Source organism: Stenotrophomonas sp. NPDC077461 (assembly GCF_049545475.1).
GTDB lineage: Bacteria > Pseudomonadota > Gammaproteobacteria > Xanthomonadales > Xanthomonadaceae > Stenotrophomonas > Stenotrophomonas nematodicola.
The window spans coordinates 237,122-252,798 of record NZ_JBMWDO010000003.1 but is presented as its reverse complement, the minus strand read 5'-3'; the positions used below and the strand labels follow the sequence as shown (position 1 = coordinate 252,798).

Genomic DNA, 15,677 nt, shown 5'->3' with positions numbered 1-15,677 from the left:
TGCTTCGGGCTGAAGCACGCCGGATCAACGCGCGAGCGGCAAACAACGGGCCGCTACATGTTAATCTTTCTCATTCGCACCAATTCCCCCATTCACCGTGCAATGAATCGTCCGTCGCTTCGTTTCTCTACGCTGGGCCTCGCCCTGACCCTGGCCAGCCTCCCGGCCCACGCCGCCCCCCCGTCCTCCGATGCGGTGCAGCTGGACACGGTGCAGGTGCTCGGCCGCGCCCAGACCCTTTACCGGGTGGATGACGCGGCGGTGGGGACGCGTACGGACACGCCGCTGGCACTGGTACCGCAGTCCATCCAGGTGGTACCGCGAGAGCTGATTGAAGACCAGGCCGCCCGCTATGTCACCGACCTGTATCGCAGCATCAGCGGCATCAGCTTCTTCAGCTATGCGGGCGTGACCATGCGCGGTTTCCGCCAGGAAAACGTGCTGTATGACGGTCTGCGCGGCGATCCTTATGCCGGCTTTTCGGTCCCGCAGCTGTTCAATATCGAGCGCGTGGAGGTCCTGAAGGGGCCGGCCGGCGCGCTCTACGGCGGCGGGGACGCCGGAGGCGTCATCAACTACGTGACACGCAAGCCGAAAGCCACGCCCGAGCGCCGCATCGAACTGCAGGCCGGCAACAACGATTTCAGCGCGGCATCGATCGACGCCACCGGGCCAATGAACGCTGCGGGCAGCGTGCGCTATCGCGCCGGGCTGTATAGCGACGCCGAACAGGGCGTGCGGTGGAATGCAGACAGCGAAAGCGTGATCGGTGACGCCTCGCTCGCCGTCGACGTGGGCGACACCGGCGAGCTGACCCTGCAGTTCACCGACATCACCCAGAACCTGGGCGGCAACCGCCTGCGCGGCGTGCCGGTGGACGATGCCGGGAATTTCCTCACCGACCGCCGCTGGAACCACAACGAGGCCAGCGACTTCCTCGACATGCGTGCCAGGGTGGCGCTGGCGCAGTACCGTTTCGCGCCGCGCGACAACCTGGACGTGGACGTCGCCGCACGCTGGTTCAGCAACAACGAACACCAGATGTACCACGAGCCGATGGGACTGATTGATCGTGACCGCGATGGTGTGGCCGCGTGGATGACGCGCCAGCTGCGCAACCAGATCCGCGACAACGAGGCGTTCACCGCCAACGCCAACGCGGTCTGGCGGATCAACACCGGCAGCATCGGACACACAATGCTGTTCGGTGCCGATGTGTATCAGCTCGACGCCGACTTCACCGCGCAGACCGCCAACAGCGCCGACCTTGCACGCGGTGCCGGGCCGGTACACGGCATCGATCTGTTCAATCCGGTCTATGGGGCCAGCACCTGGCATGACTACAACTTGGCCGCCCTGCCCTGGCGAAGCACATCGACCCGCAGTAAACGCTACGGCGCTTACCTGCAGGACGAACTGGCGCTCACCGCGCGCTGGCATGTGCTGGCCGGGTTGCGCTGGGATGGCTTCAAGGATGACGACCGCATTGGCGGCAGCCGTGTCGATGGCAACGACCTCAGCTGGCGGCTGGGCAGCACCGTTACCGTCCGCGAAGGTCTGAACTTCTACGCCAACGTGGCCAGCGGTTTCGTGCCCCAAAGCGCGGCCAACCAGAACCCCGCCGCGGGCGGCCCGTTCGACGCCGAGCGCAGCAGGCAGTGGGAGGTCGGCATGAAATCCCTGCTGGCCGATCGCGTGACCTTGAACATGGCCGCTTACCGCATCGACCGCAGCAACATCGTGCAGGCCACCGGTGACGTGGTGGACGGGGTGAACCAGCTGGCGGCACTTGGGCTGGTGCGCAGCACCGGCATGGAGCTGGACCTGCTGGCCGACGTCACCGAGCGCTGGGTGGTGAATCTGACCTATGCGTACAACGACGCGCGTGTGAAGGACATGGGCCCGACCGGCATCACCAATGCCTCCGGCGACCGCTTCGCCAACGCACCGCAGAACAAGCTGGGCCTGTGGACCCGCTACGACCTGCCGGCGATCAACTCCGCCATCGGCTTTGGTGCCGATCATGTGGGCGAGCGCGTCAGCCTGGATGGACAGGCGGTAAAGGCCTATACCGTGTTCGATATGAGCTGGAAGACCACGTGGAAGCAGTGGCAGTACCAGGCGAACGTCAAGAACCTCTTCGACAGGGTCTATGCCGCCAGCGGGTTCACCGAGCGCACCGGCCACTTCCCGGGTGAGCCTCGCCGCGTGTACGTGCAAGCCGCCTACGCCTTCTGAGACTGCCCATGCCTCCGCCTGCGCCAGCGCATCCCGATCGCCCTGCGCGCAGTGGCAGCGGGCGCCGACTGTGGTTCGACCTGCACAGCTGGCTCGGCCTGAAGCTCTGCCTGTTCATGGGATTTGTCTGCCTCACCGGCACGCTGGCGGTATTCTCGCAGGAGATCGACTGGCTGCTGCACGCGCCCATCCGCGTGGCCGACAGCGGTGAGCAAGCTGGATGGGGGCCCATCATCCATGCCGCACAGACGGCACACCCGGACTGGGAACTGGAAAGCATCTCCGCCGGCCACACGCGCCTGTTCGCTGCGCGGGCGCAGATGCGCCTCCCCGATGGCAGGCGACGCTTTGTCTGGATCAACCCCTACACCGCGCAGGTAACCGGCGACACGGGCTGGCTCAATACACAACGGCTGCTGCGCAACACCCATCGCCACCTGATGCTGCCGGTGGCGTGGGGCGTGCCACTGGTGGCGGCGCTGTCCATCCCGTTGCTGCTCTCGCTGCTGAGCAGCCTGTACATCTACAAGAAGTGGTGGCGCGGGTTCTTCAAACGGCCCGACGCCTCGCGACCGCGCCGCCTGTGGGGCGATGTCCATCGATTGGCCGGGGTCTGGTCACTCTGGTTTCTGCTGCTGATCGGTCTGACCGGAGCGTGGTATCTGATCGAGTCACTCGGCGGCGATGCGCCGGCCGCGCCGACCGTGCGACTGGCCAACGGCGTTGACCGCCTTGCCGCCGTCGACCCAACCGCCGTCGATGCCGCGGTGGAGACCGTCCACCAGCACTGGCCCCGCCTTGAGATCCTCGGCGCCATCCCCGCGCGCGATGGCGGGAGCATCCTGTTCCTGGGGGAGGCCGATGCCTGGCTGGTGCGCGAGCGGGCCAACAACATCGCCGTGGACCTGCACACCGGGCAAGTGATCGGCAGGCATGACGGCCGGGCGCTGGGGGTCCATCAGCGCATCGCCGAAATGGCGGATCCCCTGCACTTCGGCAGCTTCGGTGGCTGGCCCATCCGGCTGCTCTGGTTGCTGGCCGGCACGCTGCTGACAGGGCTGTGCTTCACCGGCGTGTATCTCTACGGACTTCGCACCGTGGATTCTCTGCGATCAGCTGCCAGAAGGCGGCCGACATGAGCCCGGAAAAACTGCCCGGCGCCTGGCGCGCGGCGTGGCGCGGCATGGGTCGCTGGCGCTGGCTGTGGCTGGCACTGCTGCTCGTGTGGGTATCGCTGGTGCCGCTCGAAGCCATGAAGTAGCGGCAATGACCGGCCTGGAACAGCCGCCGCAGCGCCGCGTTCACTCCAGCGGCGGCGGCAGTGCCGGCCCGATCAGGGCCACCGTGCGCTTCAACGCGCCGCGGCCGTTGCTGACCAGCGCACACCCGGCCCGCGCCATGTCCTCGCGCGCATCCGGATCGCGCAGCAGCGTCAGCAGCGCATCGCCGACGCCCTGCGCATCCTCGGCGATCACCACCGCCCCGGCTTCACGCATGCGCCGGGAAATCTCGGCGAAGTTGTGCAGGTGCGGGCCGGTCACCGTGGCCGTGCCCATCGCAGCGGGCTCGAGCAGGTTGTGCCCGCCGATCGCCTGCAGGCTGCCACCGACGAAGGCCACCTGGGCACACCCGTAGAACGACATCAGCTCGCCCAGGGTATCGATCACGAACACATCGGTGTCGGCCTGCGGCCACTGCTGCTGGCGCCGCGTGGCGACCTTCCAGCCCTGCTCGCGGGCCAGCGCCTCCACCCGTGGAAAACGCTCCGGATGCCGCGGCGCCCACAACAGCAGCAGGCCCGGCACCGCCTCGCGCAGGCGGCGATGCAGGTCGATGGTGGCCTGTTCTTCGCCCTCATGGGTGCTGGCGGCAATCCATACCGGGCGTTCTGCCGGCACCAGGTCGTGGAAACGCGCGATGAAGTCCTGCACGTTCGGCGTGGCGATGTCGAATTTCAGGTTGCCCAGCGCCTGCACCTGCTCCGGCGTGGCCCCCAGCTGCAGGAAGCGCTCGGCGTCGTCGGCCGACTGCGCGGCCACGCAGGTCACGGTGCGCAGCGCGCGCCCGATCAACGGCCGCAGCAGGCGATAGCCGCGCAGCGAGCGCGCCGACAGGCGGGCATTGAGGATGTACACCGGAATGCGGCGGTCACGGCAGCCGAACAGCAGGTTCGGCCACAGCTCGGTTTCCAGGATCAGCGCCAGGCTGGGTTTGAAGTGGCCCAGAAAGCGCCCCACGCTGCCCGGCACGTCGTACGGCAGGTACACGTGGTCCACTGCATCACCCCACAGCGCGCGCACGCGCTCGGAGCCGGTCGGGGTGATGGTGGTGATGACCCAGCGGATGTCCGGGCGCTGCGCGCGCAGCGCATTGACCAGCGGCGCGGCGGCATTCACCTCGCCCACCGAGACCGCGTGCAGCCACACCCGCGGCTGGCCACTGGAGTGCGGGTAGGACGCGTAGCGCTCGTCCCAGCGCTGGAAATACTCACGCACCCGGAAGCCGCGCCACACCAGGTGGTACACAGTGATGGGCAGCAGCAGGTACAGCACGACCGAGTACAGGCCGCGCAGGATCCATTCGACAGGGCTTTTACGCATGCGCAGAGGATACGGGAGCCCCCCGCGAAAGACACGCGCAGCGGCCGCGTGGACGCACCCGCCAGGGCGTATCCATTAGAATCGGTGCATGTCCGATAACGCGTCCACCGCCACCCGCCCGTCCCTGCGCAATCCGCGCCACTGGCCGATGTTTGCCGTGATGCTGGGCGCCTTCGCCGTCGCGCGGCTGCCGTGGTGGCTGCAGCGCGCGTTGGGCCGCGGCGTCGGCACGGTGGCGTACCGGGTGGCTGGCAGCCGCCGCCGCGCGGCCGAGGTCAACCTGAAGCTGTGCTTCCCCGAAAAGGACGACGCCTGGCGCCAACGCCTGCTGCGCGACAGCTTCGATGCGCTCGGCGTGGGCATCTTCGAGTTTGCCCGTGCCTGGTGGGGCAGCATCGACAGCATCCGGCCGCAGGTGCAGATCGAAGGCCTGGAGCACCTCCAGCGCATGCAGGCCGAGGGCCGTGGCGTGCTGCTGGTCTCGGGCCACTTCATGACCCTGGAGATGTGCGGGCGCCTGCTGTGCGACCACGTGGACCTGTCAGGCATGTACCGCAGGCACCGCAACCCGGTGTACGAATGGGCGGTGAAGTTCGGCCGCCTGCGCTACGCCAAGGCGATGTATGCCAACGAAGACATCCGCGCCACTGTGCGTCACCTGAAGAAGGGTGGCTTCCTGTGGTACGCGCCCGACCAGGACATGCGTGGCAAGGACACCGTGTTCGTGCCGTTCTTCGGCCACACCGCGTCCACCATCACCGCAACCCACCAGTTGGCGCGGATGACCGGCTGCGCGGTCATTCCGTATTTCCATCGCCGTGAAGGCGGAAAGTACTTCCTGAAGATCGGCGCACCGCTGGAGAACTTCCCCAGCGACGACGTGGAAGCCGATACCGCCCGCGTGAACCAGGCCATCGAGGCGATGGTGCGCGAGGCACCGGACCAGTACCTGTGGATCCACCGCCGCTTCAAGCGCCAGCCGGGCGGCCGCAGCGACTACTACCGGTAGAGCCGACCAACGGTCGTCTCTACCGTGATCCGGCGTCCGTCTCATCCCGCGCGAGCAGGCTTCCGGCGTACAGCGCCGCCAGCAGCAGCGTCAGGCCACCCCAGAAGGTGGAATAGAACGCCAGGTGGGTGTTGAACGGAAACACCGTGACCGCCAGCGCCAGCATGGCCGGGCGCGCGCGTTCGCGTGCGGCCTGCGGCGCGAAGCGCCAGGCACGCCAGGCCTGGGCGACCGCAGCGAGCCACAGCAGCAGGCCCAGCACGCCGGTTTCGGCGAGGATTTCCAGCACGATCTGGTGCGCGTGCAGCGCCGGGCCATCGCCCCACACTTCCGGTCGCTCCGGGGTGGGATTGCAGTCCGGATAGGCATCGCGGAACCCGCGCGCGCCCACGCCGTTGAAGGGATGCTGCTGGATCATGCAGCCGGCGGCGCTCCATATCTGTTCGCGGCCGGACAGCGCCTGGTTGATGCCATCGCCCTCGCCTTCCCAGGCCATCGCCGTGCGCGCGACCCGCTCGCGCACCTGGGTCGATCCCAGGCCCAGCGCCACCGCCGCCACCAGCCCGACCGCCAGGCATGCCACCAGCGCGCGGGCGCCGAGCAGGCGCCAACCGGAGAACACCAGCACCAGGCCGTAGGTCACCCAGGCCGCGCGCGAACCGGCCAGTACCAGCACCGCGCCAACGGCAGCGGCGGCCAGCGCCCAGCCCCACACCCCCGCTCGCCGGGCGGCGGAGAACAGCAGGAAGGGGGACAGGCTGGCCAGTACCTGGCCGAATTTCAGGTTGCACGGACCCAGCACGCCACTGAGCCGGTCCGCCGCCGCCATTTCCTGCGGCGAGCACAGACCGTGCCCACTGACCGCCCACTTGAGCTGGTCCAGCGACCAGAACAGCGGACTGGTGCCGAGCGCGGCCTGCGCCAGCGCATCGACAGTCCACACCGCCGTGATGGTGGCGATGCCGCCCAGGGTCAGCGCACGGCGCTGCGGCGAGGCCACCGCGATCGCGACGAGCCACATGAACGGCAGATAGCGCAGCCCGGCTGCGGTTTTGCGCCAGGCCGTGCCCGGATCGATGGCATCGAATGCCGAAAAAGCCTGCGGCAGCCAGTACCCCAGGAACAGGATGCTGGTCAGCGCCCACGCCGGGCTGCTGAGCAGGCGCTGCTTGCCGGCCAGCCGCAGCTGCACCATGCGCACGGCTGCATACAGCGCGCCGAGCACCAGCACGCCTTCGGCGACGCCGGGCAGCGGCCACATCGCCACAAAGGCGATCACCCACCACGGCGCCCAACGGCCTGCGCGGGAGGCCGGCGAACCGGGCATCAGGGCCGGCTCAACCGGCGAGGGAGGCATAGAGCTGGAGCGTGTCACGCTGCATCGCCTGCAAGGTAAACGGAATGCGCGACGGCAGCGTGGGCGGTTGCGCCAACAGGTGGCGGGCCTGCGCCAGCAATGCGTCGCTGTCGTGCAAGGGTACCGCGCCGGACGGTTGCAGGTGCTGCAGCAGCTCGCCCACGCCGCCGTGGTTCCAGCCCAGTACAGGTCGGCCCACCGACAACGCCTCGACCACGGTGCGGCCGAACGCTTCGGGTTTGTCGGAGAGCTGCAGCACCAGGTCGCTGGCCGCATACGCCTGCGCGATCTTCGCGGTGGGCGCGGTGATCAGCACGGCGTCGGCCACGCCGAGGCTGCGCGCCTGCTGTTCCAGCTCGGCCACGTACGCCTCACGCCCCGGTTCGCGGGTGCCGGGCATCCACAGCCGCGCCGGTACGCCGCCGGCGTGCAGGCCCGCCAGCAGCTGCAGCGCATGGCGGTGCCCCTTGAGACGGGTACCACGCCCGGGCAGCAGCAGCAGCGGCGCCTCGCCCGCCAGGGCGGGATGTGCCTGCGCCACGGCCAGCCGCGCGCGGCGGTCCTGGCGCGGCACACGCGGGAACTGCGCCGGGTCCACGCCACGCGGGATCACCTGCAGGCGCTGCGGGTCCACGTCCGGGTAATGCTGGCGGACGAAGTCGCGGACGCACCGGGAAACGCAGATCACCCGTTCGCCGCTGGTCATCACCGCGCTGTAGCGGCCCGGTGAGTTGAGCCCATGCACCGTGGTGACCCAGTGCGGGCGGCGCGCGGCCGGCAGGTTGCGCACCGCATACAGGCCCAGCCAGGCAGGCAGGCGGGAGCGCGCGTGCACGATGTCCGCGCCGACCTCGTTGAACAGATTGCGCAGGGTCAGGACGTGTCGGAGGGTCAGCAGCGATTTGCGGCCGATGTCCAGCGTAAGGTGCTCGGCACCGCTGGCCAGCAGCGGCTCGACCAGACGCCCCCCCGCAGACACGACGATGGCCCGGTGGCCAGCGGCAACCAAGGCGGAGGCGATCTCAAGGGTGGAGCGTTCGACCCCGCCGGAGTGCAGCGCCGGCAGCAGCTGCACCACGGTCATGGGGCGCACGGATGCTGGCGCCGGTCAGTCGGCGAGCACGAACACCGAGCCGCAGTACGGGCACGCGGCCTCGCCCTTGGGCTCGTCTTCGATCGGCAGGTACACGCGCGGGTGCGAGTTCCACAGGGCCATTTCCGGCGTCGGGCAGCTCAGCGGCAGGTCGCTGCGGTGCACGGTGTAACGCTTCTCGGCGTTGGCGGGCGCGGTGGCGGTATGGCTCATGGCGTGGACACACAAAGGAATTGCGAGGCCCGCGATTCTAGCACCTGGAGCGCCGCGGGGCCGCTGCCGGTGACGCGGCGGTGATGTCGGCCCGACCCATCCGACCGACCTTTTTAAATCGATCCAAATCGACTGTCAACCAGGCACCGATTTCGGCCGAAATCCGGATTTAGATCGAACTAATTTCACTTGTCAGGGTGGGTCCGCCTGTTGCAGCATCGGACCGGTTCCGATCCACCACCCGATCGCATGGCCCGTCCCCCGCCGGACATGCATCGCCTCTTCGGCCGCCCCCGTGGCGGCCGGTGCGATGCTGTCTGCCGTGGTCGCCGATGCGGGCCCTGCCTGCCGCCTGCCCTTTCGGGAGACCCTTGCATGACCCTGTCCGCCCCCCGCCACGCCCTCCTCCCCCTGGCCCTCGCCGTGGCCTGCGCCGCTGCGGCGTTCCCCGCCGCCGGCCAGGGCCTGCAGACCTCGTTCGAAGCCGGGCAGCCGTCGCCGACGGCCACTGCCGCTGCGGGCACGCTGCGGGTTGCGGTGGGCAACGGACCACGCGCGCCGTACGCGGCCAAGGCCGGGGTGGGCTACAGCGGCCTGCGGGCGCTGCACTACACCAGTGCGGGCGGTACCGCACGCACGCGGCTGTTCGCCACCGACCTGACCATCGATGCCGATACCACGCTGTCGTGGCTGGTGCTGCCGGAAATCGTCGCCAAGGACACCGTCGCCTCCACGTATGTGTCGTTGGACCTGGTGCTGGACAATGGCCAACGCGTCTCGGCGAGCGCCGCGCGCGACCAGCATGGCGTGGCGCTGGGCGCCCGCGCGCAGGGCGACTCGAAGACCCTGTATCCGCAGCAGTGGGCGCGCAAGGCGGTCCGGCTGGGCGATGTGGCCGGATTGCGCGGGCGCCGCGTGGTGGCGCTGGAGCTGGAGGTGGCCGCCGCGGACGGCGCGCCGGTGTCGGGCTGGATCGATGACATCGTGCTGGACGCGCAGCCGCGCACAGTGCCGCAACGACCGTCGGACTGGGTGCTGACCACCCGCGGGACGCAGGCCAACGGCACGTTCTCGCGCGGCAACAATTTCCCGGCCACGGCGGTACCGCACGGCTTCAACTTCTGGACCCCGGTGACCGACGCCGGCGCGTTGAACTGGCTGTACCGCTGGAACGAGCAGAACGATGCGTCCAACCGCCCGCAGTTGCAGGCGCTGGCCCTGAGCCATCAGCCCAGCCCGTGGATGGGCGACCGCCAGACCTTCCAGGTGATGCCCTCCACCGCGCGTGGCGTGCCCGTCGCCGACCGCGCCAAACGGGCGCTGACCTTCTCCCACGACAACGAGCGCGCGCGGCCGTACCGGTACGACGTGCGTTTCGACAACGGCCTGTCCGCTGCGATCGCGCCGACCGACCATGCCGCGCTGTTCCGCTTCGAGTTCCCGGCCGAGGGCGATGCCAACCTGCTGTTCGACAATGTCGACGCGCGTGGCGGTCTGACGCTGGACGCCGCCACCCAGACCCTGTCCGGCTACACCGACACGCGCAGCGGGCTGTCCAACGGTGCCACCCGCATGTATGTGGTGGCCCGCTTCGACCGCCCGTGGCGCAGCAGCGGCCGCATCGAGACCGGGCGCCCCACCGGCTACATCAAGTTCGACGTCGACCACGACCGGCGCGTCACCATGCGCATCGCCACCTCGCTGATCTCGCTGGACCAGGCGCACCACAATCTTGCGCTGGAGCTGGCCGCCGACGACGACCTGGAGCGGGTGGCCGCGCGCGCGCAGGACGCCTGGGACGCGCGCCTGGCACCCTTCGACATCGGCGATGCCAGCGACGACCAGAAGACCACGCTGTATTCCAGCCTCTATCGTCTGTATCTGTACCCCAACTCGGGGCATGAAAACGCCGGCACCGCCGCCGCGCCGGACTGGCGCTATGCCAGCCAGGCCAGCGCCGCCGACGACAACACCGACGGCAGCGCTCTGCGCAGCTTCGCGCCGGTGCGCGACGGCAAGGTGTACGTCAACAACGGCTTCTGGGACACCTTCCGCACCACCTGGCCGGCGTACGCGCTGTTCACCCCCGACGATGCCGGTGCGCTGGTGCAGGGCTTCCTGGAGCAGTACCGCGCCGGCGGCTGGGTCGCGCGCTGGTCTTCGCCCGGCTATGCCGACCTGATGGTGGGCACCAGTTCGGACGTGGCGTTTGCCGATGCGTGGCTGAAGGGCATCGGTGGCTTCGATCCCGAAGAGGCCTACGCGGCTGCGTTGAAGAACGCCACCGTGGTGCCACCGGACCGCCATGTCGGCCGCAAGGGCATGGACCGCTCCACGTTCCGCGGCTATGCCAGTGCCGACGTGCACGAGGGCATGTCGTGGACGATGGAAGGGGCGCTCAACGACTTCGGCATCGCCAACATGGCCGAGGCACTGTCCCGTCGCGCGGGCAGCGCTGCCGCGCGCGAACGCTACGCCACCGAAGCCGACTACTTCCGCCACCGGGCCGGCACCTACGCCACCCTGTTCGATCCGGCGGCGGGCTTCTTCCAGGGCCGCACCGCCGACGGTGCGTGGCGCGTGGACGCCAAGGACTACGACCCGCGCGTGTGGGGCCACGACTACACCGAATCCAATGGCTGGACCTTCGCCTTCACCGCCGCGCACGACGGCGAGGGCCTGGCCGCGCTGTACGGCGGGCGCGACGGGCTCGCCGCCAAACTGGATGCCTTCTTCGCCACCCCCGAAACCGCCGACCCGGCCTTCGCCGGCTCCTACGGCGGGACCATCCACGAAATGACCGAGGCGCGCGATGTGCGCATGGGCATGTACGCGCACAGCAACCAGCCGGCGCACCACATTCCGTGGATGTACCTGTACGCCGGACAGCCGTGGAAAACCCAGAAGCACGTGCGCGAGATCCTGTCGCGGCTGTACGTGGGCAGCGAGATCGGCCAGGGCTACCCGGGCGACGAGGACAACGGTGAAACCTCGGCGTGGTACGTGCTGGCCTCGCTGGGTCTGTACCCGCTGCGCATGGGCGCGCCGGAGTACGTGATCGGTTCGCCCCTGTTCCGCCACGCCAAGGTGACGCTGCAGGGCGGCGCGGTGCTGACCGTGAACGCGCCGGAGAATTCGCGCGACAACGTGTACGTGCAGTCACTGAAGATCAACGGTCGGCCGTGGACGAAGACCTGGGTGCCGCACGAGGTGATCGCCAAGGGGGCCACCCTCGACTTCGTGATGGGCCCGGCGCCGTCGACATGGGGAACCGGCCCGGACGACGCGCCGCGCTCGCTCACCGCGCGTGGCCAGCGCCCTGCCCTGCTGCATGACCTGCTGGGCGCCGGCGCACAGGCGCAGACCGCCGATGGCGCGGCATTGCCGGCCCTGATCGATGACGATGCCGCCACCACCGTGCCGGTGGGCACCGGGACGATCGTGCTCACCGGGCTGGCCGATGGCGCTGCCACGATGTACACGCTGACCAGCGGCACCGGCCCGATCCGCGGCGGCGCATGGACGCTGGAAGCGCGTCGCAGCGGCGGCCGCTGGACCACGCTGGACGAGCGACGCGGCGAAGCCTTCGACTGGGCGCAGCAGACCCGGCCGTTCGCCATCGGCAGACCCGGCCGCTACGCCGAGTACCGCCTGCGCATCGCCGCGCCGGGACGGATGCAGCTGGCCGAGGTCGAGCTTCTGGCACCGATGGGGGAGCACTGAGCATGGGCATGACCGGTTTTCTGAAGCACGCGGCCGGCACGACCCTGCTGCTGGGGGCGCTGGGGGCGTTCGATGCGACCGCGTTCGACGCCACCGAGCACCGGGAGGGTGTGACCCTGACCTACAGCGATCCATCAGATGCGCTGGCCGCCCCGGTGCGCTCACGCATCATCGAGACGTTCTTCGCGGCCTACGTGCGCGAACGGGCCGACTTCCATCCCGGCGCACCGGCGCAGGTGCGCATCGTGATCGATCCGGGCTACGACGGCATCGCGTACGTTGGCGAGAGGGAAAAGGCGGCCACCATCACCATCAACCCGGCCTGGCTGGCCAAACACCCCGACGACATCGACCTGGTCACGCATGAGGCGATGCACATCGTGCAGGGCTATCCGGAGTACGCCAACGAACGCGTGCCGGGCTGGCTGGTGGAGGGCATCGCCGACTACGCGCGCGACCGCTATGGCAGCGACAATGCCGCCGCTGGCTGGGCGCTGCCGACGACGGTGAAGGATGGGCAGAACGTCGAGACCGGCTACCGGGTGACCGGCGCGTTTCTGAAGTGGGGCGAGGCGCGACACCCGGGCCTGGTGAAGGCCCTGGACGGCGCATTGCGCGACGGGCGGTATACACCGGCCCTGTGGGAGCAGCAGACCGGCCTGGCGTTGCCTGCGCTGTGGGCGCAGTACGCCCGGATCGACAGATGAGGCCGGGATGGCATCGCCCACCGCCGGTCGACGGGGCGCATCCGCGCGCCAGGGTATCGGTGGCAGTGCGGAGGGCCGCCGACCAACGGCCGGCCCTGCCAGGTCAGCGTGCGCCGACCAGGCCGGCGTACAGCGCGAACAGCTGTTTGAAGTACCGCTTGGTTTCTCGATGACGCATGACACCGCTCCGCAGGCTGGCCAATGATGATCTGGTCGGGCCCAGGGTGGGGGCGGCCGCGTGGACCGTCCCCACGGCCGGGCCGCGTGGGGGTATTGGGCCCTTGGGAGGTTGCAGGCGGGTGACGCCTGTGCGGCGCGCGTATGGCAGAGGCACTGCGCGAAACCAGAACGCGCCCCGAAGGGCGCGCGCTGGCAACCGGTCGTGGGAAGAACGCCTTACGCGTTCTTCTCCGCCTCCAGCTGCTTGCGGATCTGCGCATCCACGGCCGCGATGGCGGTCATGTTGAGCACGCGGCGCGAGGTCGCGCTGGTGGTCAGGATGTGCACCGGCTTGGCCACGCCCATCAGGATCGGGCCGATCGCCACGCCATCGGTGAACACGCGCACCAGGTTGTAGGCGATGTTGGCCGCCTCCAGGTTGGGCAGCACGAACAGGTTGGCACGGCCCTTCAGCGTGCTGTCCGGCAACAGCTTGTGGCGCAGCGCCTCGTCCCACGCGGTATCGCCCTGCATTTCGCCATCCACGTTCAGGCGCGGATTGCGCTTGAGCAGCAGCGAACGCACGGTGCGCATCTTCAGCGCATCCCTGGAATCGTGGCTGCCGAAGTTGGAGTGCGACAGCAGCGCCACCTTCGGTTCGATCCCGAACAGCTTCATGCGGTAGGCCGCCTGCAGGGTCGCTTCGCAGATCTGCTCGGCGGTCGGATCCTCCTGCACGTGGGTGTCCACGAAGAAGAACACGCCCTGCTGATTGATCACACCGGTCATGGCCGAGGTCGACGTCACCTTCGACTCCAGCGGCAGCACGCTGCGCACATAGCCCAGCTTCTTGTGGAAGCGGCCGACCACGCCGGTCAGCATCGCGTCGGCTTCGCCGCGCGCGACCATCACCGCCGCGATCAGCGTCGGGCGCGACCGCATCAGGTTCTTGGCGGCCGCCACGGTCACACCGCGACGGCCGGTGAGGTTGTGGTAGTACTGCCAGTAATCGTTGAAGCGCGGGTCGTCGTTGATGTTGGTGATGTCAAAGTCGACACCGGCCTTCATGCGCAGGCCCATGCGCTCGATGCGCGATTCGATCACGTCGGGGCGGCCGATCAGGATCGGCTGCGCCAGGCCTTCGTCGACCACGTTCTGCACCGCACGCAGCACCACTTCCTCTTCGCCCTCGGCATACACCACGCGCTGCTTGTCCGAACGCGCGCGGTCGTACACCGGCTTCATCATCAGGCTGGTGCGGTAGACGAACTGGGCCAGCTTCTCGCGGTAGGCGCCCATGTCGGCCACCGGACGGGTCGCCACGCCCGAATCCATCGCGGCCTGTGCCACGGCGGCCGACAGCTCGACCAGCAGGCGGCGATCGAACGGGCGCGGAATCAGGTAGTCGCGGCCGAAACTCGGGGTCTCATCGCCATAGGCCGACCCCAGGTCGCTGGCCTCGCGGCGTGCCATCGCGGCGATCGCGTGCACGCAGGCGATCTTCATGTCTTCGTTGATCGCGGTGGCGCCCACGTCCAGCGCCCCGCGGAACAGGTACGGGAAGCACAGCACGTTGTTGATCTGGTTCGGGTAGTCCGAACGACCGGTGCCGATGATCGCGTCCGGGCGTACCGAACGGGCCACTTCCGGCATGATTTCCGGGGTCGGGTTGGCCAGCGCGAAGATCACCGGGTCCTTGGCCATCGTCCTGACCATGTCCGCGGTCAGGATGCCCGGGGCCGAAAGGCCCAGGAAGATGTCCGCACCGTCGACGATCTCGGCCAGCGTGCGCTTGTCGGTATCGCGCGCGTAGCGCGCCTTCTCCGGGTCCAGGTCGCTGCGGCCGGTGTGGATCACGCCGTCGCGGTCGAAGGCGAGGATGTTCTCCTTCTTCAGACCCAGCGACACCAGCATGTTGACGCAGGAAATACCCGCCGCGCCCATGCCGGTGGTGGCCAGCTTCACGTCTTCGATCTTCTTGCCGGTGACGACCATCGCGTTGAGCACTGCGGCGCCGACGATGATCGCGGTGCCGTGCTGGTCGTCATGGAACACCGGGATGTTCATCCGCTCGCGCAGCTTGCGCTCGACGATGAAGCACTCCGGGGCCTTGATGTCTTCCAGGTTGATGCCCCCGAAGGTCGGCTCGAGCGAGGCGATGATGTCAACCAGCTTGTCCGGGTCGTTCTCATCGATCTCGATGTCGAACACATCGATGCCGGCGAACTTCTGGAAGAGCACGCCCTTGCCTTCCATCACCGGCTTGCCGGCCAGCGGGCCGATGTTGCCCAGGCCCAGCACGGCGGTGCCGTTGGAGATCACCGCAACCAGGTTGCCGCGGGCGGTGAGTTCGCTGGCCTGCTGAGGGTCGGCCATGATGGCCTCGCAGGCGTGTGCCACGCCCGGCGAGTACGCCAACGACAGATCACGCTGGGTCAGCATCGGCTTGGTCGCTGCGACGCGGATTTTGCCCGGCGGCGACATGCGGTGGTAATCGAGGGCAGCCTGTTTGAAATCTTCGTTGGACATCGCTTTCTGCAGATGAATGGGCGAGAGGAACAGGGGATCATACCCCCGT

The 15,677-nt window shown here is 68.6% G+C and carries 11 protein-coding genes; 6 read left to right on the top strand and 5 right to left on the bottom strand.

Translation table 11 applies throughout. The annotated features are described in order from the left end of the window. Positions 1-102: 102 nt before the first annotated feature. The 3 genes from ACPEH8_RS07735 to ACPEH8_RS07725 are packed head-to-tail and all read left to right on the top strand — an operon-like array spanning position 103 to position 3,499. Positions 103-2,238, top strand: a complete 2,136-nt coding sequence (locus ACPEH8_RS07735; RefSeq protein WP_262071235.1) for a TonB-dependent siderophore receptor — start codon at positions 103-105, stop codon at positions 2,236-2,238. Between the two features lie 8 nt (positions 2,239-2,246). After that, positions 2,247-3,377 carry a PepSY-associated TM helix domain-containing protein gene (locus ACPEH8_RS07730; RefSeq protein ID WP_423666446.1) on the top strand — a complete coding sequence of 377 codons (1,131 nt, stop codon included), beginning with the start codon at positions 2,247-2,249 and terminating at the stop codon, positions 3,375-3,377. Next, positions 3,374-3,499, top strand: coding sequence for a hypothetical protein (locus ACPEH8_RS07725; protein ID WP_262071234.1), 126 nt, complete (start codon positions 3,374-3,376; stop codon positions 3,497-3,499). Before ACPEH8_RS07730 ends, ACPEH8_RS07725 begins: the two co-directional genes overlap by 4 nt. Positions 3,500-3,539: 40 nt before the next feature. On the opposite strand, the gene waaA is transcribed toward ACPEH8_RS07725, so the two are convergent. Beyond that, positions 3,540-4,838: a lipid IV(A) 3-deoxy-D-manno-octulosonic acid transferase gene (gene waaA / locus ACPEH8_RS07720; RefSeq protein ID WP_017355401.1), complete on the bottom strand. Its 1,299-nt coding sequence runs from the start codon at positions 4,836-4,838 to the stop codon at positions 3,540-3,542. 88 nt (positions 4,839-4,926) lie between these two features. Here waaA and ACPEH8_RS07715 point away from each other — a divergent pair, with 88 nt between their 5' ends. Then, positions 4,927-5,847 (top strand): LpxL/LpxP family Kdo(2)-lipid IV(A) lauroyl/palmitoleoyl acyltransferase, encoded by a 921-nt coding sequence (locus tag ACPEH8_RS07715; RefSeq protein ID WP_017355402.1) that lies wholly within the window; start codon positions 4,927-4,929, stop codon positions 5,845-5,847. 19 nt (positions 5,848-5,866) lie between these two features. On the opposite strand, the gene ACPEH8_RS07710 is transcribed toward ACPEH8_RS07715, so the two are convergent. The 3 genes from ACPEH8_RS07710 to ACPEH8_RS07700 are packed head-to-tail and all read right to left on the bottom strand — an operon-like array spanning position 5,867 to position 8,510. Continuing rightward, on the bottom strand, positions 5,867-7,204 hold the full coding sequence (locus tag ACPEH8_RS07710; RefSeq protein WP_153164868.1) for an O-antigen ligase family protein: 1,338 nt from the start codon (positions 7,202-7,204) through the stop codon (positions 5,867-5,869). Beyond that, positions 7,185-8,288, bottom strand: a complete 1,104-nt coding sequence (locus tag ACPEH8_RS07705; RefSeq protein ID WP_423666444.1) for a glycosyltransferase — start codon at positions 8,286-8,288, stop codon at positions 7,185-7,187. Before ACPEH8_RS07705 ends, ACPEH8_RS07710 begins: the two co-directional genes overlap by 20 nt. A gap of 24 nt (positions 8,289-8,312) precedes the next feature. Continuing rightward, the gene (locus tag ACPEH8_RS07700) at positions 8,313-8,510 is read right to left on the bottom strand and encodes a zinc-finger domain-containing protein (RefSeq protein ID WP_136002930.1); all 198 of its coding nucleotides are present in this window, start codon (positions 8,508-8,510) and stop codon (positions 8,313-8,315) included. 375 nt (positions 8,511-8,885) lie between these two features. Between ACPEH8_RS07700 and ACPEH8_RS07695 the strand changes: the two genes are divergently transcribed. Beyond that, entirely contained in the window at positions 8,886-12,233 is a 3,348-nt protein-coding gene (locus ACPEH8_RS07695; RefSeq protein WP_423666442.1) for a GH92 family glycosyl hydrolase, read from the top strand. Between the two features lie 2 nt (positions 12,234-12,235). Then, positions 12,236-12,940 (top strand): basic secretory family protein, encoded by a 705-nt coding sequence (locus ACPEH8_RS07690; RefSeq protein WP_262071232.1) that lies wholly within the window; start codon positions 12,236-12,238, stop codon positions 12,938-12,940. A gap of 396 nt (positions 12,941-13,336) precedes the next feature. On the opposite strand, the gene ACPEH8_RS07685 is transcribed toward ACPEH8_RS07690, so the two are convergent. Further along, entirely contained in the window at positions 13,337-15,628 is a 2,292-nt protein-coding gene (locus ACPEH8_RS07685) for an NADP-dependent malic enzyme (protein ID WP_136002927.1), read from the bottom strand. Between the last annotated feature and the right edge of the window lie 49 nt (positions 15,629-15,677).

Bases quoted from the DNA above. Each gene is read 5' to 3' on its own strand.
- ACPEH8_RS07735 (WP_262071235.1), top strand. From the start codon at position 103: ATGAATCGTCCGTCGCTTCGTTTCTCTACGCTGGGCCTCGCCCTGACC.
- ACPEH8_RS07730 (WP_423666446.1), top strand. From the start codon at position 2,247: ATGCCTCCGCCTGCGCCAGCGCATCCCGATCGCCCTGCGCGCAGTGGC.
- ACPEH8_RS07725 (WP_262071234.1), top strand. From the start codon at position 3,374: ATGAGCCCGGAAAAACTGCCCGGCGCCTGGCGCGCGGCGTGGCGCGGC.
- waaA (WP_017355401.1), bottom strand. From the start codon at position 4,838: ATGCGTAAAAGCCCTGTCGAATGGATCCTGCGCGGCCTGTACTCGGTC.
- ACPEH8_RS07715 (WP_017355402.1), top strand. From the start codon at position 4,927: ATGTCCGATAACGCGTCCACCGCCACCCGCCCGTCCCTGCGCAATCCG.
- ACPEH8_RS07710 (WP_153164868.1), bottom strand. From the start codon at position 7,204: ATGCCTCCCTCGCCGGTTGAGCCGGCCCTGATGCCCGGTTCGCCGGCC.
- ACPEH8_RS07705 (WP_423666444.1), bottom strand. From the start codon at position 8,288: ATGACCGTGGTGCAGCTGCTGCCGGCGCTGCACTCCGGCGGGGTCGAA.
- ACPEH8_RS07700 (WP_136002930.1), bottom strand. From the start codon at position 8,510: ATGAGCCATACCGCCACCGCGCCCGCCAACGCCGAGAAGCGTTACACC.
- ACPEH8_RS07695 (WP_423666442.1), top strand. From the start codon at position 8,886: ATGACCCTGTCCGCCCCCCGCCACGCCCTCCTCCCCCTGGCCCTCGCC.
- ACPEH8_RS07690 (WP_262071232.1), top strand. From the start codon at position 12,236: ATGGGCATGACCGGTTTTCTGAAGCACGCGGCCGGCACGACCCTGCTG.
- ACPEH8_RS07685 (WP_136002927.1), bottom strand. From the start codon at position 15,628: ATGTCCAACGAAGATTTCAAACAGGCTGCCCTCGATTACCACCGCATG.